Raw genomic sequence first — 22,852 nt, forward strand, 5'->3', positions numbered from 1 at the left:
GCATAATCAAGACACTTCAGATTTCATCAAGTAGCAGGTACGTTAACCAAGAGAACCCTCCAAAGTAGCAAGACTGTATCGAATTTATTAAGACCGAACCCCTGTTATCAAGAAATCCGCTTCTTCTTCAAGAAAGGTCACTCATCTACCAAGACCTTTAAGCATCAAACACTACAAAAAACAAAGTGAGCACGTTACTGCCCACTTTGTTTACAGGAGAATGAAACTTATTCCTTCATTGCTTCTACAATGTCAGATAGCTCCGTCCAGCGTTCCATTGTCGCCTCTAATTCTTTTTCTTGCTGCTCTTTCTCAGCTAAAAGCTTCTCGATTTGTGTGTAATCACTGCCAGCTTGATCAATGGATTGAGCGATATCCGTTAATTGCTGCTCAATTTGCTCCATCTTCTCTTCGATGTTTTCCCATTCTTGCTTTTCCTTATAGGTCAACTTTCGATCTTGCTGAGTTTTGACTTTTCCTTTTGCGCTCTCAGATTGAACGGTTTGCTGCTTGGCATCTTGCAGCTGCTTCTGCTCAAGAAATTCGCTATAATCTCCTTGGAAACGTTCGACACCACCACTACCACTAAGATACAGCAGATGATCCACCACTTTATCTAGGAAATATCGATCATGTGAGACGGTAATGACAACGCCTGGGAATTGATCAATGTAATCTTCTAATACAGATAAGGTTTGAATATCAAGATCATTTGTTGGCTCATCTAAAAAGAGAACATTTGGTTCACCCATTAAAACCTTTAATAGATACAAACGACGTTTCTCTCCACCAGATAGTCTTCTAATAAACGTCCATTGCATGCTTCTTGGAAAAAGAAATCTCTCAAGCATTTGTTCTGCAGTAACCGTTTGTCCATCGGCTGTATAGACTACTTCAGCAATTTCTTTTATGTACTCAATGACCTTCAAATTACCATCAATTTCTTGGTCATCCTGAGTGTAGTACCCAATCTTAACCGTCGACCCTTTGCTAACCTCTCCTGCATCAGGTGTAATTCTACCCGCGAGGATATTAAGCAGCGTTGTTTTTCCTGTTCCGTTTGACCCAATAATTCCAAGGCGTTGGTGAGGAATCACTAAATAATTCACCTGTTCAAATAGAGTTTTGCCTTTATAGGACTTACTAACATCTTTTAACTCCAAGACGTCATTACCTAGTCGTTGTGACCCAATTGAAAAATCAAGATTCTTTTTCTGAGCAAGACCTTCCTCGTCTCGTAACCCTTCAGCTCTTTGAACACGTGCCTTCTGTTTCGTGGTGCGAGCCTTTGCTCCGCGTCTAAGCCATTCTAGCTCACGTTTAAGCAAATTCTGTCTCTTACTTTCTGTTTGTTGTTCCAGTTCTTCACGCTCTGCTCGCTTTTGCAAATACGTCTCAAAATTCCCTTCGTATTGAAAAAGCTTCCCTTGATCGAGCTCATACATTTGATTTGTGACTCTGTTAAGAAAGTAACGGTCATGGGTAATGACAATAAGCGCACCCTTATAATTCGCTAAATATCCTTCCAGCCACTCTACCGTCTCATGATCAAGGTGGTTGGTAGGCTCATCAAGTAAAAGTAAATCAGCGGGACGTATTAAAGCCTCTGCAATGGCCACTCTTTTTTTCTGACCACCTGAAAGCGCACCAATTTGCTGACTCACATCCTGAATACCTAGCTTAGATAGGATGGTTTTAGCTGTAGTATTGGCTTCCCAGGCAGATTCCTCGTCCATTTTTTGTTGCACCTTCATATAACGATTCTGTACATTCTCATTCTCAGGTTTCAGTTCCAAGTCAATAAGAGCTTGCTCATATGCCCGCATCGTTTTCATGATGGTAGACTCACCATGATAAATCTGTTCAAGAACCGTTCGATCCTCTGTTAATTCTGGCTGCTGAGGAAGATAAGTCACGGAAAAGTCATTGGCATGAAAAAGCTTCACTTCCTCTGCTCCCTCAATACCAGCTAGCACCTTCAAAAGGGTCGACTTTCCCGTTCCATTGACGCCGATTAAGCCAATTCTTTCTTTATCTTCTATTGTAAAAGAGAGACCATCAAATAATGTCTTCTCTCCAAATGTCTTACGCAGGTTTTCAACCCTTAACATACTCATGTGCTCCTGCCTCCTTGTAGTTACTCGTAGGGTGCTTGTTGGTACAAATAATTAGGCAGCACCTTTTGATCTTTATAGCTTTTTCTAAAAATATGAGTCGTGGCTGGACTAATGGGAGGAATAAGCCAAGACCATTTGCCCGTCACATCTCGATTAGCGTCTTGTTCTCTCTTTTCAAATCGTTCAAATTGCTTTGCTGCGGTATGATGGTCCACGATACTGACCCCCGCTTCCTTAAATGAATACAGAACGGCTTTATTCAGTTCAATTAACGATTCATCACGCCATAACGTATACTCTCTTGTTGTATTCAAGTTAAATACATCAGCAACCTTAGGTAACATGTTATAACGATCACTATCAGCAAGGTTTCTAGCACCAATTTCCGTCCCCATATACCACCCATTAAAAGGAGCGGCCAAATACTCTACTCCACCTATAACAAGCTTCATATCGGAAATAATAGGCACAGCATACCACTTGAGATTTAAAGCTTCAAAAGCTGATTCAGTTGGATGAGTTAATGGCACTTCTACAATAAGATCATGAGGGATAGGGAATAATTTTGGCGTATTCTCACCTATTTGAATGACTAGTGGAAGTATATCAAACTGTCCGCCTTTGCCTTTCCACCCTAAGGTTTCACATGCCTTTGTAAAGGTTAAAGAAGCTGGATCTCCGATTACGGTTCCATCGTTCTCCTCATATCCCGCGTAACGAATCAGCTGATGATTCCATATCCGTATGTCTCCATCATTATGATTTGGATTAAGGGCCGTTAAATAAGGGACCACGTTCCCCCCATTTGTAGCCTTCTGAATATGATCAAATAGCACGTTTGCTATTGAATCTTCATCTTGAAGGTGTCTTGCATCTATCACCTTTAACGTCTCCCAGAAAAAACGACCGATACAACGGTTGCTATTGCGCCAAGCCATTCTCGCTCCATGGACTAATTCTTCGTATGTATGTGTATAGGTTCTTGTTTCACTAATCTCTTGTTTCACTTTTGCTAAACGATTAATGAGTTCCTCTCTTGATTTCTCTAACTCACTATAACACTGAATGAGAAATTCTTCTGCTTGTTCGTAGATTTCATTTGCTTCACTCATCTTGATCCTCCGATATATTCTCTCTTCTATCTCGAAAAAGCTGTGCTTTCACCTAGGGTGTCCGCACAGCCATTAACCTATAAACATCTTACTAAAGTAGTTTTTGGATCTCAGGTTCAATCTTCTCAGGTTTTGTCGTTGGAGCAAAACGCTCGATGACCTCACCATGTTGATTGACTAGGAATTTAGTGAAATTCCATTTCACATCAGACCCGATGGTTCCTTTTTTTTCTTTTTTGAGATATTGGTAAAGAGGATGGGCATTGCCACCATTCACATCTACCTTCGCAAACAATGGAAAGCTCACTCCAAAATTCACTTTACATACATTTTCCATCTCATCATCTTCTACTGGCTCTTGATTCATAAATTGATTACAAGGGAAACCAAGGACTTCAAATCCCCTGTCCGCATACTCTTGATGAAGCTTTTCCAGACCATCAAATTGCGGAGCAAATCCACACTTTGTTGCTGTATTCACTATGAGTAAGGCTTTTCCTTCATACTTCGACAATGGGATCTCTTCGCCTTTAGAAGATTTCACCGTAAAATCATAAACAGACATAAGCAAACCTCCTATTATCAAGCATCTGTCTGCATTATACCGCGTCTTCATCCCATCTACTAGTGATTTGCCTATAGCTGTTCTCTTCTAGCAAAGTTCACAAAACGAAACTTATCAGGACGATGTCTCGATTCTGTATACTGAAAGATTCTCGCATCATCCAAATAGGTTCTACCTCTTACCACAACGACATTTGTAAAGCTATCAAGATCAAGCAGTGCTCGATCTTCTACTGTTGGTTCCTCAACGACGATTTCCTTTTTGGCAAAACTAATGATGAGTCCTAATTCTTTCTCAAGATACTCATAAATTGAATTTTGACTGATCTTCGCTGTTAATCCAGGAACAACTGCGCTAACCAAATCATCTTTATCCAAAATGACCCGTTCCCCATCCACCTTACGCACTCGTTTAATACGAAGGGCATGTTGCTCACTCGTTAGTTGCAGCTTATCCTGCAGATCCAAATCCGGTATCACTTCATCAAACGCGACAACATCTGTTTCAACTTTCATATTCATTCGTTCACTTAATTCTTTAAAGCTCGATACACCTGAGAAAGGAAAATCAATTTTTGATCGATCAAGCACAACAGACCCTTTTCCTTGGATCTTCTGTATATACCCACGCTCTGATAAAAGCTTGAGTGCTTTTCGAATCGTCTCTCGTGAAGCCTGATAGGTTTTCACGAGCTCTAACTCTGAAGGAAGTAGCTCTTCTGGCCGCCATTCTCCCTTTTGAATCTGATTAGCCAGCTCTTCATACACCAATTGGAATTTGCTTTTCAACAAATACACCGCCTGTACTTATTCTACTTATTATGAAGACACAGGAACATGATACACAACCGCTTCATAAGGTCGAAGTGTCAGTTCCGCTGTAGGATTGTTTGTTTGCTCATAATTTGATACCAATACATCAGCATGGTTCTCAGTTAAAAATGCTGGCGCAGCAAATTGTGAATTCTGTTCAGAGAAGTTTGCTACAACCAATAGTTTTTCACCTTGCCATTCACGAACATAGGCAAAGAGATGCTGATCATCTTCAAGCAACAGCTGGTAGTCTCCAAAGGTTATAATATCATGACTTTTTCTTAGTTCAATCAACTTTTGATAAAAATAGAAAATAGAGTTCGAATCCTCTAACGCATTCTGAGCATTAATGTGCTCGTAATTACGCGCTGTAGGAATCCATGGAGTGCCTGTCGTAAATCCACTATGAGGCTCAGCATTCCATTGTACCGGAGTTCTGGAATTGTCACGAGATTTTTGCTTAATAATCTCCATGATTTCCTCTTCTTCCATGTTCTTTTCACGTAACTCCTGATGAATATTTAAGGTCTCAACATCACGATATTCTTCGATTGTTTCGAACTTAGGATTGGTCATTCCAAATTCTTCACCTTGGTAAATGTACGGTGTACCTTGCATCATGTGCATAACAGTAGCCAGCATTTTTGCCGATTCCTGGTGGTAGACTCCGTCATTTCCGTAGCGACTGACAACCCTTGGCTGATCATGGTTACACCAGAACAATGCGTTCCAGCCTCCGCCTTGATGCATACCAACCTGCCATTTTGAGAGAATTTGTTTTAATGCATAGAAATCTACTTCACCTAATGCCCACTTCTCTCCATTTGGATAATCTACTTTTAAATGATGGAAGTTAAACGTCATACTGAGCTCATTGCTATCTGGATGCGAATACTGCACACAGTGGTCCAACGTAGTGGATGACATTTCTCCAACTGTCATTGCTTCGTAAGGTGCCAGCACTTCTTTATTCATTTCTTGTAAGAACTCGTGGACACGAGGACCATCTGTATAAAACTTACGTCCATCTCCCGGTGCCACTGATCCATCATCATTCGGGAAGTTTTGATCCTTCGAAATCAGATTAATTACATCTAACCGGAATCCATCAATACCCTTTTCAAACCAGAATCGCATCAGTTCGTAGACTTTATTACGCAGCTTTTCATTTTCCCAGTTCAAATCACCTTGTGTTTCATCAAATAAATGAAGATAATACTGCTCCGTCTCCTCACTCCATTTCCATGCTGATCCGCCAAATTTAGATAGCCAATTTGTCGGTTCCTGTCCATCAACAGCATCCTTCCAAATATAAAAATCGCGGTACTCATTATCCTTTGAGGATGATGCTTGCTTGAACCACTCATGTTCAGTTGAGGAGTGATTCACCACAAGGTCCATGATGAGCTTCATGCCTCTATTATGCGTTTCATCTAATAGCTCCTGAAAATCTTCCATCGTTCCATATTCGTCATGAATGTTGTAGTAATCACTAATATCATAGCCATTATCACGTTGAGGTGACGAATAAACGGGAGTGAGCCAAATCACATCTACTCCTAGCTTTTTAAGGTAATCCAGCTTCTGAATAATACCTTGAATATCTCCTACACCATTACCTGTTGTATCATTAAAGCTCTTTGGATAAATCTGATACACAACGGACTTTCTCCACCATTCATTCATTTATAAGCACCCTTTCAAGTAGGAAAGCCGCCTACACAGAGGAATTCTGCTAAGCGGCTCTTTGAAGTTTTTAATTATCTGTCTTGGAAATCTTTTTGGAAACGAGAAGCAATAATTGTTGCTACAACAGGAATGATGATTGCAATGACCATTCCGATGGCGAAGTTTATATAATCAGGTCGCTCACCAACAATGGAGACGATCCCAGGTAGACCACCAACACCTACTTTAGCAACAATTCCATTCACAGCGACCCAAGCACCAGCAATCGAAGCACCGATAATTGCACAGATGAAAGGGAAACGATAACGCAGATTCACCCCAAATAGTGCTGGTTCCGTGATACCTAGATAAGCTGAGATAGAAGAAGTAAGAGATAGACCTTTCATTTTCTGATTCTTGAGAATGAAATACATTGCTAGTGCAGCAGAACCTTGTGCCACGTTGGACATAACAAGTATCGGCCATAGGAATGTTCCACCTTGACTAGCAATCAACTGGAAATCTACAGCCAAGAACGTGTGGTGCATACCTGTAATAACAAGTGGGGCATAGAACAAACCATAAACCGCTCCACCTACAATTGCAAATTGATCAAATAAGGAAACAAATACTCCAGTAATGCTATTACCGATCGCAAATGTTACTGGACCAATTAAGATAAATGCAAGGAAACCAGTAATTAGAAGAGCTACTGGAGCTACAACTAATAGTTGGAACGAATCTGGTGTAATCTTTTTCATAAAGTTTTCTATTTTAGCTAACACATAAGATGCGAGTAAAACTGGTAATACCTGACCCTGATAACCCATTGCAGCTATATCAAATCCAAACAAATTCCAAAATGGAAGTGTTCCACCTTCAACAGCAGCAGCATAATCGTTAGCATTTAAAAGATCAGGGTGACAAAGAATCAGTCCAAGGACAATCCCAAGAAGCGGACTTCCTCCGAATTTCCTAACCGCTGACCACCCAATTAAAGCTGGTAAGAAGACAAAGGCTGTACTTGCAATCGTATTTATAATTTCAGCAAGACCTGCCCATTGTGGATACATTTCAATAATTGGTTGATCTGTAAAAATTGCATTTGTTAAAACGTTATTTAAACCTAGTAGTAAACCTGCTGTAATGATGGCTGGTAAAATAGGAATAAAAATGTCTGATAACCCTTTTACAGCTTTTTGTAACGGATTCATTTTCTTTGTAGACTCGTTTTTCGTCTCTTCCTTCGTTGACTCAGAAATACCTGCCTCAGAAATAAATTCTGCGTACACCTTATCTACAAGTCCCTGACCAAGAATTACTTGGAATTGATTGTTAGCTGAGAACGAGCCTTTTACTGGGTCAATGTTCTCTAGTGTTTCTTTATCTACCTTGCTTTCATCATGTAGCACAAGTCGTAATCTTGTGACACAGTGTGTAGCAGAAGAAATATTCTCTTTTCCACCAATGGCTTCAAGGATATCCTTTGCCGTCTTGCGGTTATCACTCATTGTTATACCCTCCTGTGATCGTTATCAAATCATTTACTTATATTCATTTCGTACTCTCAACATGTATATACAAATGATTACGGTTTCATCATAACTTGTATATACAAATTAGTCAACTGAAAAACATAAGTTTCGACAAAAAGTGATAGATTTCGTTTGTCCGGAATGTAAGATGTTAAAAAACGTGTGTAAGTAGCTATGCTCATGAGCTCTGCTATCTATACCCTATCTATTGGTATTGAAGCCTTTGAAGCACATTCTAAGGTTTTAATTTTTTAGAACCAGGGAACGAGTTTTAAAACAGTTTTTGGTTATGGAGGGATTTTTATTATGAAGAATGTAGGTTTGATGGTGGCGCTTTCTTTATTTAGCTTGACACTGTTAGCTTGTAATAATACGAATGAACCAACTGCTCCTTCTGAATCAACTCAGAATGAAAATAATGATGAGGTAGAAATAGCTGAGGAAGAAGATGAAGTAACTAATGATCAGAATGAACAGAACATTGAAGAAGAACCTTCCTCTAATAGTGATGCAGTGAACACAGACAATGAGGAAGATCAGGATGAGCAGACTGACTATAGTGAAGAAAAAGTCTCAGGTGACTATTTAATTTATATAGAACGATTGGATGGCATTGATATTATGTACCATTTCACTCGTACAACAGATGATATGACACGCGAACAGCTTTTACATCAATCATTTATTGAAAGTGACCCATCTCAGAATGAACTTTTTTCTGCAGTAACTGATTTTGAGGTCAAAGGAAACGTAGCCAATTTATATTACAATGAAGATGATACGTTAAGTACGGCATCGACAGAATCATCACAATTCTGGGATGTAGTTGATGAAATTGGTTTTCGATATGATATTGATGAAGTGAACCTCTTTAATCAAGACGGAGAGAGAGGTCTTATATTTGCTGAGAATGATTGGGAAGAACCAATTAATATTGAGCAAGAACCAAATCGTGGTTACTATGTAATGTCTCCTGAAAAGACTGAACGTGGTGAAAATACTTATATTGGTGTCGTTACAGTAGAAGAAGAGATATACACGGCAGAAGGAGAACTAATGGATTTTAGTGAGACGGTAGAAGCCATGGCTACAGTCGAGAATGATGAAGCCTCTTATTACTCTGGAATCTATGAAGGTTTGGAAATTGAAGAAGCAACAATAGAATCAGATCAGGCGACTGTTAGATATACTACTAAAGATGGAATAGAGGCACCAGAACAAGAACGAAAAGACTTCGAACAAGTTCTTCAATTAGCTGCGATGGACTTTCAAGTAGATGAACTTAAAATTGTGAATGAAACGGAAAGTATTATTTCAACGTTTCCGTTGGTTATTAAAGATTGATTTTTGTAAAAATAGTTAGATAATTCGACTGTTGGTGAATTAGAATCTTTATTAAAATAAGGTACATGAAATTAATCATAATAGGCAAAAGGAGAGGCTTAAACAGCCCCTTCCTTTTGTAGATAGGTTTCTAGCTTCGATAGTACGTCTTGCGCACCTGTGAGCTTAATATGATTCTATATTTTTGTATAAAATTTGATTTCATAAAACCCTATTTTCTTTATACTCGTAAAAGTGGCGATGAAATAAATCCTATTTTTTTCATGTAATTAAAGTAAGTAATTAACAACTTTTTGTCCATTACTGGTAAAGTCATCCCACTCTCACTAAGAGCCTTTATCGTATTAATTGAATTATATGAGGGCATATTTTCATAAAGCTCAAAGGCAGTTTTTCCTTTATAAAGTTCTTCAGATAGAAGTGTAAGAAACGGAGTCAGAGCATTATCACTAGAGTTCTTAGTATCTTGAATAAGTTGGCTCACCCACTCCTTATAGGAAACTTCCTTAAGCGAATAACCAAATGTGGAGTTAATTTCAATAAAAAAATCTTCAAGATCGATACTTTGTGCTGGTGGAGTAAGATGATATGCTTTTCCAAAGTTATTTGGATTAAGACAGATTTCTCTTATAGCTTTGGCCACGAAATTTACAGGTACAAACTCTTTTCTTTGTCTAGGTAAATGAGGGTAAGTGCCTAATTGGATGCAGCCTTTTATCATTCTAGCAACGTAATCTTCGGTGTTATTTACACCTGTATTACTATCACCCATGATAAAGCCTGGACGAAATACTGTCATCGGTATACCCCTTTTATTTGCCTCCCACATCACGTTTTCAGCAACCCATTTGCTCTGCGCATACCCCATGTCTTTATAAATGAATGGTTCACTTATCTCCAAATCACTGTCCTCTTTCAATTCTTTAACATCCGTAAAATAACCAATAGGACCAAATACAGAAATCGTTGATAAATAGTGAACCGGTTTGAGAATTGACGTGCACGCAAGTTCTAGGATCGTTTGTGTACCGGTAACGTTTGCACTCTTATGCAAATCGTATGTATGAACATAGTTTACTTTTGCCCCATTATGATAAATCACGTCGATTGTTTTCGCTAATTGATCAAAACCTTCTCGCGTTAGGCCGAACATTGGTCGATCTAAATGGCCAGCAATCGGTATGATCTTCGGCTCGTAAGTATCCAACCAAATACCATACTTCTCCATATTATTTTTAATGCGTCGTAGACCTTCTTCTGCACTAGATGCACGTACTAAACAATAAATATCCGTATCCTCGTTATGCTCCAGAAATTCTTTAATTAAAAATGCTCCTAAAAATCCAGTTGCTCCCGTCAAGAAGATGGCTTTTTGTGTGTATAATGTAGGGATAAATTCAGTTGGTGGTGAAATTCGTTTTTCCAATTGTATTTCATTGTTCAAATTCAGTGTTTCTAAATAGGTTTCTGTAGATCGATTATTTATGAAGCTGGATATTTTACAAATTGTAGAATGCTTATATAACACGCTTGAAGGGAGAGTTGTGTGGAGTACTTCTTTCATACTAATAGTCGCTCGAGCTGCAAGAAGAGAATTTCCTCCAAGTTCAAAAAAATCATCGTCAACCCCGACTTTATCTATCTTTAATATATCTTGCCATATTTGAACCAAATGTTGCTCCATTTCTGTATGTGGAGCTTTATAGGGTACTTCAAAGTTGGGACGAGTAAATAGTATATTCGACAACGCATCGCGATCCACTTTACCATTATTCGTCAGGGGCAAGCTATCTAGTATTACATAATTAGAGGGAATCATATAGTCGGGCATTTTTTGTTTCAAATAGAACTTTAATTTTTTTAGATCAAAAGTTTTTTGATCAAATGGTACTAAATACGAGACGAGGCGTTTATCTCCTGGAATACTTTCTTGAACATTAACTGAACAACGTTTAATGTCACCATTTTGCATAATGTGATTTTCGATCTCAGTAAGTTCTATTCGAAAACCACGAATTTTAACTTGTTGATCCATCCTACCTAAATACTCAATGTTTCCATCTGGAAGCTTACGAACAAGGTCCCCCGTTCTATAAAAAGTCTCACTTTCTAGAGAAATAAACTTTTCCTTTGTTAAATTTTCTCGATTCCAATACCCACTCGCAAGACCTTTACCACCTAAAAGAAGCTCGCCTAATTGACCATCATCTACTATGTTCAACTGCTCATTCACGATAATCATTGAGGTTCCATTAATAACCTTTCCAATAGGGATACTATCACTGAAATTCATGTTATCTGTCAATTCAAATGCCGTACTGAAGACACAGTTTTCCGTTGGACCATAAGCATTAAATATCTGTGTATTATGCAATATTTCCACTGCTTTTTTGGCAATATGGGGGGCCATCACTTCACCACCACTGATTAAGTATTTAACATCTGTTAAATCGTCAATTTGTTCATCAATCATAAGGTTAAATAAACCCGTAGTTAAAAACATAATTGATACGTTATTATCACGTACTATCTCACCGACACTTTCAGGTGTAATTGGCCCAGGTTTACTAATCGCTAATTTTGCACCATTTAATAATGCTCCCCAGATTTCAAAGGTGGATGCATCAAAAGAAGTTGTCGCAAAATGACCCACGGTTTGATGGTGATCAATTTGAAAATAATTTGTTTCTTTCACTAGTCGTATAATGGCTTGATTTGGTATCGCTACACCCTTTGGAGTTCCGGTCGAACCAGAAGTATACATAATATAAGCCAAATCAAGTGGTTCAATATTAATATTTGGAGGCGTTGCTTTAGTTAAATTAATTTGATTTGCTTCTCGGTCAAGTAAGACTGTAGCGATTTGAAGGTAAGGCATTTGCTCTAGAGTGGAAGATGTTGTTATAAGAATAGTGATGCCTGAGTCATCGCTCATAAATTCAATACGTTCTTGAGGGTATTTTGAATCGATGGGGACGTAAATACAACCAATCTTTACTGTAGCTAATATTGCTACAATCAGCTGGGGAGATCTATCTAGGGAAAACCCGATTAATTGGCCCTTTTTCACACCGTGTTCAAGAAGATAATTAGCGAGGCGATTACTAGATTTGTCTAGCTCTTCATAAGTCATTTGTGTATGACCAAAAGTTAACGCGATATGCTCCGGTCTCTCGTATACCTGCATTGAGAAAATATCCTTTAGACTTTGCTTCATCATAATATATCCCCTTTTAGTTTTTTAATAGATACATTTCCCTGTTATGATATTAATTCTATACTTATAGTCCTTTTAACAAGTATACCTCTTAATATGCAAGGTCAATATTGGGAAAAGTCTAATCTACCAATCACTACAAGGGGCCATTCAAAAAAGAGCTCGATTAAGGGACAAGAGTCCAGAAACTATATAATTAACACCAGTAGAAAGAATAGTTTATTTTTTATAGATGAGCTAACAATACCTTTTCTATAACATCTTTTTCGATTTCGTATACAGCAGATCCAATAAAATAATTTGAATTCATGTCTATATCTATAAAAGCGTATTTTTTTCTATCATGAAAATAAAAATTGTTATTAGAAGTCAAACAAATTTCTCTCATTTGATCGATTTCATATAATCCTAGCTTGATAAGGCTTTCTTTCTTAACCCACATCTTGTACAAATTAGTGCTTACTTCTTTATTATCTGTTAAAGAAATCTTCTCTATCTCCAATTTTGATAAGAACGATTCTCCAAATTTTACATCTAATGCTTCATCCATTTTTTCGATATCTATGCCTACTGGTTTATAGGCTGAAATACATGCCACATAGCCTCTTGTGTGTGACCAAGATACAAAAGTGTTTACAGGATATATCACTTCAGGTTTGCCATGTTTCCCACCACAGGAAGCACAATGCTGGTTCAATTCTATTTCATGGATATCTACACTTGTAAGATTGTTTATACAGTAACGAGAGAGTAAATGTGCGGCAAGGTAATCTCTCCGAATATCAGGAAACACCATTCGATTGTAGTTTTCCAATTCACCTTTGTTCAGTTTTATATTCAACCCACTTAAATAGTTGATTACATTTTCTGATTTTCCATAAGCTATAGATATGGTCACTATTTTCTCCTTTTGTGTTTTAGTATGTGATCAATTTTTATTCCGTAAAGATCCTGATAACTTAATAGTATTAAATAACACTTAATAACTAAACACTATTTTAGCTTTTCCGCTTAGGCTTTGCGTCGCTTTCTTACAATAAATATTCCTACAAAAAGGATTGCTAACACCAAGATTCCAATTAAAATCCAGGTAATTGGCGATGTGGTTCCTCCATTAGCATTGCTAACATTCGAACTTGTTGCGGCGTTTTCAACTACTTCATTATCTTCAGAATCACTAGGATCCGTATGATCTGTTGTTGGCTCATCCACAGAGTCGGTATGATCTGACTCACTCTGGTTATTTTCTATTGAACCTTCTCCATTATCATCATTATTTGATTGGCTATCTTCAGCATTAGCTTCATCAACGTACCAAGCATCTAGTTTCTCTGAGATTTCAGATTCTACTTCTGCAGTTACTCCTAAAGCAGTAATATACACCGTCACTTTTTCACCGGGTTGTGGGAAATCAGGATCATTTGCTTCTTCATAATTCTCTGCAATATTAAGTAAGGCTGTAAAACCTGTTTCACCTACATACTCTAATTGAGTATTTTCATTAATAGTCATTCCTTCTCGAGCATAATAGGGGGCCCCATCTAAGTCCCCAATCGTACTCACATTCATTCTTACAGAACCAACACCTTCTGGCCAAGTTATTTCGGTGCCGTCTATGATAACTTCCTCTACCGCACTTGTATCAGCACTGCTTTGGACGACTTCCATGTCTTCTTCCTTTGGCTGAATCGTAATCCCAATTTCCTCATTTTCATAACTCTCTTTCCCTAAAAGAAACGAAATTTCATCGCCAGCTACAAATTCCTCATGAGTGAAATTAATTGAAAACTGGCCATCTTCATTAACATATGGATAATCAACAATATCTTCATCAGGCATACGTATTGCCAGCAATAACTCTGGATTAACTGTGCCATTGTAGATAATGGTGTTTTCATATAGATCAGGTAATTCCAAGTTCATCTCTACTTCTTCACTTTCAATACTTCCCTCTTCTCCTGCTGTTGCCAACACATTTCCAGTAACAAGAACAAAGACCAACAAGGAGCCAAATAGAAACGAAAATCCAATCTTCTTCAAAAATTTCATGTAATTCTCCTCTCTCACTTTGATTTCAGACTTTGTGTTCTTGTACAAATGTGTTGTAATAATTTTTACTATAAATGCGAACTTGAATTTTTTCTCAATGAAACGATACCCTGTGTTTATTTTATTAAAACATTATAGATAAGAGGTGATGTGCTAGCTTGAAAACAGAATTAAGTATACTGTAGATGGAACATATTTAATGAAAACGAATGATGAAAGGACATGATCTTCTTGAAATTAGGTTCACAAGTACCCATGAAAGGCAAAGAAATGCTTTTAGGCGCATCCAAAGAAACTATTTCAAACGGAGCAAATACTATGATGGTGTATACTGGTTCACCTCAAAACTCGAGACGTAAACCCATAGAAGAGTTTCGAGTGAATGAAGCCACTGCTTTATTAGAAACAAAAGATATAAAACCTGATGACGTCGTAGTACATGCGCCTTATATTCTAAACTTAGCGAATACTTCTAATAAAGAACTCTTTAGTTATTCTATTGAATTTCTCCACGCTGAATTAAGTCGGACTCAAACTATTGGGGCAAGGCAATTAATTTTACATCCTGGTTCCCATGTTGGTGCTGGTTATGACGCTGGAATACAGAACATCGTTTCTGGATTAAATGAAGTGCTACATGAAAGAAATAACGTGCAAATTTGTCTTGAAGTGATGGCTGGAAAAGGAACAGAGTGTGGAAGGACATTTGAAGAACTAGCAAGGATGATAGAAGGGGTCCATAATAATAGTAGACTTTCTGTCTGTTTAGATACTTGTCACTTACACGATGGTGGATATAATGTAAAAGATGATTTTGACGACGTACTTAACAACTTCGACAAAGTTATTGGTTTTGATAAATTAAAAGTGATTCACCTGAATGACAGTAAAAATGAAAAAGGCTCTCGTAAAGATAGACATGAAAATATTGGATTTGGTTTAATTGGTTTTAAAAGTCTTCACTACGTAGCATCTCATAAGCAATTAAAAGACATACCTAAAATTCTAGAAACACCTTTTGTGAATGGGAAACCACTAGATAAAAAAGAGATTGCGATGCTAAGAAAAGGTGTGTTTAATCCTAAATTAGTTGAATTGAGCCTATAGAAAATTCCTTTAATTAATCAATGATAAGATGATGAGAGAAGGCTAACTTATTTTTAGAGGATTAGCACGTAGCCGGACTCGATTCTAATTAATATAGACCCCTGACAGCTTTAGTCAGAGGTCTATATTAAATGCTTCAACTGATTAATAGAAATCTAAATGATTCTACAAATATTTACCCTAGTTTAAATTCATCTAGTAACTCTCCAACATCATCAAGAAAACGATCTAATGTAAAACGATCTTTATCTTTTTTATAGATTTCTAGTTGACTAAAAACTACTTTTAAAATTGCTTTAGCATCTTTCTCATTTAGCTGATTTATTTGTGTAACTCGGCTATTTAAATTGGTCATCTAGTCACCTAACTTTTTACTTGTATCTCTAAAGCCCTTTTCAGATACTCTCCTGTAAAACTTTCTTCACATAGCATTACTTCTTCAGGTGTTCCAACAGATAGAATGTATCCTCCATTTTCTCCGCCTTCGGGTCCTAGATCGATAAGGTAATCCGCATTTTTAATTAAATCCAAGTTATGTTCGATAACCAGTACTGTATTCCCTTCATTAACAAGTTTTTGTAAGACATTTATTAATTGGTGAGCATCTGCGAAATGTAAGCCAGTTGTTGGTTCATCAAGTATATAAATCGTTGAGCCTGTCGATGGCTTTAATAATTCAGATGCGAGCTTTACTCGTTGAGATTCTCCTCCGGATAACGTAGTCGATGATTGGCCTAATTTCACATAGCCTAAACCAGCATCATATAGAGCATTGATCTTTCTTTTAATTTTCTTATGGTTTTCAAAAAATAAAAGAGCTTCTTCAACTGAAAGGTTAAGAACTTCCGATATATTTTTGCCTTTATAGGTAATCTCTAGAGTTTCACGGTTATACCTTGTTCCTTGGCAAATGTCACAGTTAACAAATATATCAGGTAAGAAATGCATTTCAACCCGCATTAATCCTTCACCAGCACAAGCTTCACAACGTCCGCCTAGAATGTTAAATGAGAATCTTCCAGGGTTGTACCCTCTTAATTTTGATTCAGGAGTTAAGGCAAAAAGTTTCCTTATATCATCAAAAACACCTGTATACGTTGATGGATTTGATCGAGGTGTTTTTCCAATTGGACTTTGATCGACATTTATAACCTTATCTAAATGTTTTATACCATGCATTTTATCGTGTTTGCCTGCTTTTAAATTTGCTCTATTCAAATCAGCAGCTAACCTCTTGTATACAATTTCATTGACAAGACTTGATTTACCCGAACCAGATACACCCGTCACACAAGTGAATGTTCCAAGTGGAATTGCTACGTCCATTCCTTTTAAGTTATTTTCATTACAACCTTCTATTAGTAACGTGTGTCCATTTCCTTTTCTTCTTTCGATGGGTGTAGGTATTTCTTTTCGACCAGATAAATACTGACCCGTTATTGAAGATGGAACTGAAATAATGTCATTCACATTACCTGTAGCGACAATTTCCCCACCATGATTCCCCGCTCCTGGTCCTACATCTATAATGTAATCCGCCGCCCTTATCGTATCCTCATCGTGCTCTACGATAATGAGGGAATTCCCGGCTTCTTTCAATTCATTTAATGTACGTAATAATCTGTCGTTATCTTTTTGGTGAAGTCCAATGGAAGGTTCATCCAATACGTAGATGACGCCAGTCAAAGCTGATCCTAATTGACTCGCCAGACGAATCCTCTGACTTTCTCCTCCAGATAATGAGGCTGCTCCTCTAGAAATCGTAAGATAATCTAATCCTACTCCAATGAGAAAGCGTAGTTTATTTTCTAATTCAACTAAGAGGTCTTTGGCAATGCTTACAATTCGTCGATCCTTTTTTAGATCTTGTACAAATACGATCGCTTGGTTTATAGGTAATAAACAGAAATCAGAAATACTTAATTGGTTAAGCTTAACTGCTAGAATGAATGGTTTTAAGCGCTTACCTTGACAGCTGCTACACTCTAAAGGGCTCATTAATGACTCAATCTGGTGCTTTACTTTTTCAGAATGTGTTTGTTTGTAGCGATCTCTTAAATCACCAATCACACCTGAAAAGCTAACCTTAGTTTTTAAATCACATCCGTATAATAGACCGTTTAAAGCTTCTTGTGAGTACTTCGCTAAAGGAGTCGTAAGAGATAATGAGAATTCTTTGCATAGTGCTTGGAAAATTGCTCGGGCGCTTTCGCTGTTGCTGCTCCAACCATTTGCATTAATAGCATCTTGTTCAAAAGATAAATTCAAATTGGGTATGATCTTATGAGGATCGATATCTAAATGAAACCCAAGCCCAGTACATGTAGAGCAAGCGCCATAAGCATTGTTAAAAGAGAACATCCTAGGCGATAATTCAGGAATTACCCCCTCACAATTTGGGCAAGAAAAATCTTCTGTGAATGTTATTTTCTCATGTGTATCATGTTTGTATATTGCTACGTTGTTCCCTTTCGTTGAAAGACCTAGCGCCATTTCTATAGAATCTGCAAGTCGATTTCTATTCTCAGGCTTTACCTGCATTCGATCAACGACAACATCAATATTAGTTAGCTTTTCAATATCAAACACAATCTCATCTTCTGTGACGTTATATAAGGTCTCATTTACTCGCACTCGATGAAACCCTTCTCTTTTTAGCTTACTGATCTCTTTTGTGAAATCTCCCCTAGCTTTATCAATCAGAGGTGCGAGGACTTCAATTTTTGTGCCTAGTGGGAGGTTCTCAATTACATCTATCATTTCATCTACTGATTGTCGCTTAATTTCCGTTCCACATTGCACACAATAAGGAACACCAGTTCGAGACCAAAGCAAGCGTAAATGGTCATAGATTTCTGTGAGTGTACCTACAGTAGATCTAGGATTATTTGACGTCGTTTTTTGACTTATTGAGATAGTTGGTGAAAGACCCTCTATCGAGTAGACATTGGGTTTACTTGTTTGGTCTAAAAATTGACGAGCATAGGAAGAGAGTGACTCCACATATCTCATTTGCCCCTCGGCGTATAAGGTATTAAAAGCTATGCTTGATTTTCCAGATCCACTGACTCCAGTTAAAACGACAAGCTGATCCCTAGGAATATCTACGTTCACTTCTTTTAAATTGTTCTCTGAAGCACCAACTATTTTTATTAAATTACTCATTGTAAGATCTCCAATCTTATTGGGCATCTCTCGACGGTTTTATATTCAATTCTTTTATTTTTGTTTGTATGTCTTTTTGTAATAAGGCTTCAGCTTCCTTTTTTGAACAGTCTAGGGTAGCCATAAGCTCTTTAATTAACTCTTCTCTCGCAGAACGCATGAAAATTAACTCAACAGGTTTCAACCGGACTTTAAATAAGGAGGCACATTCTAAATCACGTGTTAATTCAAGTAAGTTTTTAATTTCTCCTGAATTAGATTTAAGATTGTATGCATATTTCCGATTAGAGTTTAAATCAAAGTTTTTAGACGGATCATACGACTCTTTGAGTAAGTCTTTCAAAGAACTTTTTGTTGTTACCAAACGAACTCCTATTTTTAAAGCATGATCAATTGGTACTGAAATCTTTAAATTTTGTTTAGGAATAAAGATCAGGTAACATAAATTATTCTCATTGTTTAACAAGATTTTTTCAATATCTTGTACAACTCCGATACCATTTGAAGGGTAAACTACTTGGTCCCCTTTCTTTAGCATTCGTTCACCTCATTTCATTCTAATAATTATTATATCATCCTCCTGTCAAGTCTTTTACGCACATGAAACCGCAAACAAATTAACAATTTCAGTTGTGATATTTCGTATTTTAATTAGGAAAACCCTTTAGTATAAGGCTTTAAAAGATTCATAAAAATGACAAAAAAAATTCTGAAAAAATTTTTTTTGCTTTCAGATGACATAGATTCAGCAACTAATCTAAGGTACAGTTTTAGGAGATGAAAGAGGAAAACTAGTGGTGACAAAAATAAATCTCTACCTTGACGAGCTTGTCGTCGAATATCTCGTATAGTAATAAATAAAACGTTTATAAATCAATATATTAACCGCTTTCAATGAATATATTGGGATTTTCATCCAATTTTATTTTAGGAACAATTAATTGTAATACTTATGTCTTAAAAGGAGATGCTTTTTGAATGAACAATTCCTAAGCCATTATGGAATAACATACTGGAAGCAGATTGGTTTCCAATTGAAGGACAAAATGAAAAAGGCACAAAATTTTTAGCGGAGAGGATGACTTTATAAATGGGCAACAAGCATTTAAAGAAAATCTATCAGATTCTGAGTGAAACGTATCCCACTTTCGAGGAATCAGACGATCCTTGGAGTAACAACGGATTAAACGCAACCCCGTTTAAAACGCTAACGTCGGTAGCTTTATCGGCCATGACTCATGATAAAAGAGTAGTAAAAGCGTGTATAGCTCTCTATGAACGAATTTCAACACCACAAGAATTATTAGAACTGAATGATGAGGAATTAAGGGAATGTATTAAACCCGTAGCTCATTACAATAGAAAAACAAAAAATTTAAAGAAGATGTGCAGTGAACTCATTGAACGACATGACGGCGAGGTTCCTAACACAAGAGAGGAATTGATGAAACTAACAGGAATAGGAAGAAAATGCACCGATATTATGATGCATTTCATGTTCGATACACCTTCAATTGCGGTTGATACTCATGTTCATCGTCTAGCAAATCGTTTAGGAATTGTTGACACCACAGATAGAGAAAAAACAGCAGACGTTTTAAATGAAGTCACACCAAATCTATATAAAATTCATGCACATGAATGGTTAATTCAGCACGGGATGAAGATATGTATGGCAAAGAACCCAAAATGTATTGAGTGCGTTATTAGTCAGTATTGCCAATACTTTCAAGAGAAAAAGAGCTCATAGCAGATCAGAGATAATGATGGTATACATCATTTTAAAAAAGAAGATGACAATTGTCATCTTCTTTTCGGGCAGGTAATGCTTACGTAGTACTACGTCGCTCTATCAAATTCAACCCTACGCCCATACAAAGGGCACCAATGAAAAAGAGTATAGACGCTGGCAATAAAAATTGTTCAAAACTCCAATTATATAGAGTAGCTCCTTTTAGCATCTCCATCCCGTACGTAATGGGGCTTATTTTTGAAAGGATTAAGATTGCCTTTGAAGAGACGATTTCGATTGGCCAGAAAGCTCCTCCAAGCATTGCGAAGCTCACAGCAATGAATGGGACAATCGCATCCAATTGTCTCATTGAAGTAACAATTCCACTTAGAAGAATGCCAAGAGAAACTAATGAAAATATGAATGGGATGACAACAATCAAACTAAGTAAAAACCCTCCCTGAAAATCAAATTGAAAGACGGTGGCAAATAAGATAAAGATAATAAAAATTTGTAAGTAACCAACTAAAAAGCTATAGATAAGATTTCCTAAATAAATGCTCGTTTTTGAAGCGGGTGATAAAATCAATCGGTCCCAGACTCCATTTTGTTTTTGTTCGATGATCGAGGTCACAGAAAACGTGATTGTATAAATAACAAAGAATAAACTAAAACCAAATACAGCTTGTAAAGATTGATCATAGGTCCAATTCTCTGTATGTTGAACTGTAAAGCTTGTTGTTGAGATTGGATATGCTTCAGAGGTATTGCCAATCTCATCTCTTATTTCTGACGCACTGCCCACACCTGCCGCAACAGCCTCGTTCACAAATTGTTCTTTCACATAATAAGTATTCACTGCAGACTCCACAATATCAGTAGCAAACGATTCTCTGGCTACTAATAAATCGTACCGGTTAGACTGCAAATGAACAGCTACTTCCGCAGATTGTCTGTTTAATACATCCTGTACCTCACCTTGATTAATTGAATAAAAATCAATTGTTTGATCAGCATTTAAAATAGCTACTGCATCATCAACTTCTGATTCACTTAATTCCTCTGAATACACAGGAATACTTATGGAACCGCTCATATCTGTTTGACCAATCATAAACACAAATAATATGGTGAGGGCATACATCGCAATGAGGGCCCACGGATTTCTGATTGTTTCTCTTATCAAACCCCAAATGATTCCTTTCATTATTGTCCCCTCCTTTTCGGAAACAACATAATGGCTATGGCTACAAGAATTACACTATAGGTAGTTAGAATACCCACGCTCGGTAAAATAGAGGAGAATGTACCACCTTGAAATGCCTGAAAATAAGCCGTCATGGTTGTTCCATTTGGTGTAAACTCTCCAAGCTTACTAATAAGAGGTGGGAGCATATCCGTTTGGATAAAGCTGCCTCCTATAAACGCAAACATTGTTACGATGATATTTGTAAACAAGGTGGATGCTTTGTAAGAATCAAATCGAAAGTTGAAGGAAGTTAATAATACAGACAAACCACCTACGGTCATACTAATAGCTAACGTAATTATACTAAACTGCAGGAGGCTTCCCCATGCTACATCAAATGCAATATACGAAATAAGAAAGATAATAAATAACTGAAATGCTGCTGTTATTGTTCCTGTTATCCATTTACTAATGCCATATATATAAGCAGGCGCACTGGAAAGAATCATCCGATCAAACACTTTTGTTCTCTTTTCATCCGTTGCATAACGAGATACTAAACCCGCTGTATATAAAACAAACATACAAGCCATGCCAACGGCTACATAATCAAATATATCAATTGGACGAGTCTGACTTTCAATAATTTTATGGTCCACTTCCCCCGGTTGTAAAATAGCCATTCCTTCTGTCTCTCCAGCCAAACTCTGCATACGAATCATTTCATAAAATGAGTGAATAATGCCCTCTACCATTTGAGAATAGATAGATTTTTCTTCATTCAGATGCAGAATGACTTCTTTTTGATCGCCTTCATTAAGAAAAATAGACTTCCAAATACTTTCCTGATACCCATCAGGAAATTCTATAATAGCAGCATACTCTTTGTTTGCTAGAGCCTCGTCTAATGGTACAGACGTTTCTAGCAAAATTTGTGTATCTAATCCGGATTCAAGTACGTCTTCTATTAAAATATTTTTCAGATTAAATTCTGTCGCAAATTGATTTGCCGCTTCACGTGGAATTCCGTTATTTTCTGCTTTATCTAGAAACCGATTAAGTTCTTCTGTTTGTGTTTCTGCATTCACCACAGCAATTGAAAATGGTTCAAGTTCATTATTTGATTGGGCAAACCCAAGGATACAAATGAGACCAATTGGCATGATAAATAATAGAATTAAGACTGATTTTTCTTTTAGAAGATGTTGTAGATCTTTTTTAATTAGAGCCCACAGCATGG

The 22,852-nt window shown here is 37.1% G+C and carries 17 protein-coding genes; 3 read left to right on the forward strand and 14 right to left on the reverse strand.

Going from position 1 to position 22,852, the window contains the following annotated elements; translation table 11 throughout:
- Positions 1–227: 227 nt before the first annotated feature.
- From J2S05_RS15340 to treP, 6 genes are all read right to left on the reverse strand, one after another.
- On the reverse strand, positions 228–2,117 hold the full coding sequence (locus J2S05_RS15340) for an ABC-F family ATP-binding cassette domain-containing protein (RefSeq protein ID WP_306984318.1): 1,890 nt from the start codon (positions 2,115–2,117) through the stop codon (positions 228–230).
- A gap of 20 nt (positions 2,118–2,137) precedes the next feature.
- Positions 2,138–3,229: a nitric oxide synthase oxygenase gene (locus J2S05_RS15345; RefSeq protein ID WP_306984320.1), complete on the reverse strand. Its 1,092-nt coding sequence runs from the start codon at positions 3,227–3,229 to the stop codon at positions 2,138–2,140.
- Positions 3,230–3,320: 91 nt separating this feature from the next.
- A complete protein-coding gene (locus J2S05_RS15350) occupies positions 3,321–3,794 on the reverse strand; it encodes a glutathione peroxidase (protein ID WP_306984321.1) in 474 nt (157 codons plus the stop codon).
- A gap of 71 nt (positions 3,795–3,865) precedes the next feature.
- On the reverse strand, positions 3,866–4,591 hold the full coding sequence (gene treR, locus J2S05_RS15355) for a trehalose operon repressor (protein WP_306984323.1): 726 nt from the start codon (positions 4,589–4,591) through the stop codon (positions 3,866–3,868).
- A gap of 21 nt (positions 4,592–4,612) precedes the next feature.
- The gene (gene treC, locus J2S05_RS15360; RefSeq protein ID WP_306984325.1) at positions 4,613–6,292 is read right to left on the reverse strand and encodes an alpha,alpha-phosphotrehalase; all 1,680 of its coding nucleotides are present in this window, start codon (positions 6,290–6,292) and stop codon (positions 4,613–4,615) included.
- Positions 6,293–6,366: 74 nt separating this feature from the next.
- Complete coding sequence (gene treP, locus J2S05_RS15365; protein WP_306984327.1) at positions 6,367–7,785, reverse strand: PTS system trehalose-specific EIIBC component; 1,419 nt, start codon at positions 7,783–7,785, stop codon at positions 6,367–6,369.
- 330 nt (positions 7,786–8,115) lie between these two features.
- On the opposite strand from treP, the gene J2S05_RS15370 reads away from it, so the two are divergent.
- Positions 8,116–9,153 (forward strand): hypothetical protein, encoded by a 1,038-nt coding sequence (locus J2S05_RS15370; protein WP_306984329.1) that lies wholly within the window; start codon positions 8,116–8,118, stop codon positions 9,151–9,153.
- A 220-nt stretch (positions 9,154–9,373) separates the two neighbouring features.
- Here J2S05_RS15370 and J2S05_RS15375 read toward each other — a convergent pair whose 3' ends face one another.
- From J2S05_RS15375 to J2S05_RS15385, 3 genes are all read right to left on the reverse strand, one after another.
- Complete coding sequence (locus tag J2S05_RS15375; protein WP_306984331.1) at positions 9,374–12,373, reverse strand: amino acid adenylation domain-containing protein; 3,000 nt, start codon at positions 12,371–12,373, stop codon at positions 9,374–9,376.
- Positions 12,374–12,596: 223 nt separating this feature from the next.
- Complete coding sequence (locus J2S05_RS15380; protein WP_306984333.1) at positions 12,597–13,268, reverse strand: 4'-phosphopantetheinyl transferase family protein; 672 nt, start codon at positions 13,266–13,268, stop codon at positions 12,597–12,599.
- Between the two features lie 113 nt (positions 13,269–13,381).
- Positions 13,382–14,419, reverse strand: coding sequence for a hypothetical protein (locus tag J2S05_RS15385; protein WP_306984335.1), 1,038 nt, complete (start codon positions 14,417–14,419; stop codon positions 13,382–13,384).
- Between the two features lie 222 nt (positions 14,420–14,641).
- Here J2S05_RS15385 and J2S05_RS15390 point away from each other — a divergent pair, with 222 nt between their 5' ends.
- The gene (locus tag J2S05_RS15390) at positions 14,642–15,526 is read left to right on the forward strand and encodes a deoxyribonuclease IV (protein WP_306984337.1); all 885 of its coding nucleotides are present in this window, start codon (positions 14,642–14,644) and stop codon (positions 15,524–15,526) included.
- A gap of 175 nt (positions 15,527–15,701) precedes the next feature.
- Here J2S05_RS15390 and J2S05_RS15395 read toward each other — a convergent pair whose 3' ends face one another.
- From J2S05_RS15395 to J2S05_RS15405, 3 genes are read right to left on the reverse strand one after another with little or no spacing between them, the layout of a single operon-like run.
- Positions 15,702–15,881 (reverse strand): hypothetical protein, encoded by a 180-nt coding sequence (locus tag J2S05_RS15395; protein ID WP_306984339.1) that lies wholly within the window; start codon positions 15,879–15,881, stop codon positions 15,702–15,704.
- A gap of 8 nt (positions 15,882–15,889) precedes the next feature.
- Positions 15,890–18,691 (reverse strand): excinuclease ABC subunit UvrA, encoded by a 2,802-nt coding sequence (uvrA, locus tag J2S05_RS15400; protein ID WP_306984341.1) that lies wholly within the window; start codon positions 18,689–18,691, stop codon positions 15,890–15,892.
- Positions 18,692–18,707: 16 nt separating this feature from the next.
- Positions 18,708–19,229 carry a CarD family transcriptional regulator gene (locus J2S05_RS15405; protein WP_306984343.1) on the reverse strand — a complete coding sequence of 174 codons (522 nt, stop codon included), beginning with the start codon at positions 19,227–19,229 and terminating at the stop codon, positions 18,708–18,710.
- 552 nt (positions 19,230–19,781) lie between these two features.
- Here J2S05_RS15405 and J2S05_RS15410 point away from each other — a divergent pair.
- Positions 19,782–20,441, forward strand: coding sequence for an endonuclease III domain-containing protein (locus J2S05_RS15410; RefSeq protein ID WP_306984345.1), 660 nt, complete (start codon positions 19,782–19,784; stop codon positions 20,439–20,441).
- A gap of 79 nt (positions 20,442–20,520) precedes the next feature.
- Here the strand turns inward: J2S05_RS15410 and J2S05_RS15415 are convergent, their stop codons facing one another.
- Positions 20,521–21,630 carry an ABC transporter permease gene (locus tag J2S05_RS15415; protein WP_306984347.1) on the reverse strand — a complete coding sequence of 370 codons (1,110 nt, stop codon included), beginning with the start codon at positions 21,628–21,630 and terminating at the stop codon, positions 20,521–20,523.
- A complete protein-coding gene (locus J2S05_RS15420) occupies positions 21,630–22,850 on the reverse strand; it encodes an ABC transporter permease (protein WP_306984351.1) in 1,221 nt (406 codons plus the stop codon). Before J2S05_RS15420 ends, J2S05_RS15415 begins: the two co-directional genes overlap by 1 nt.
- Positions 22,851–22,852: the final 2 nt, after the last annotated feature.

It is taken from the genome of Alkalicoccobacillus murimartini (assembly GCF_030813245.1).
Taxonomy (GTDB): domain Bacteria; phylum Bacillota; class Bacilli; order Bacillales; family Bacillaceae_D; genus Alkalicoccobacillus; species Alkalicoccobacillus murimartini.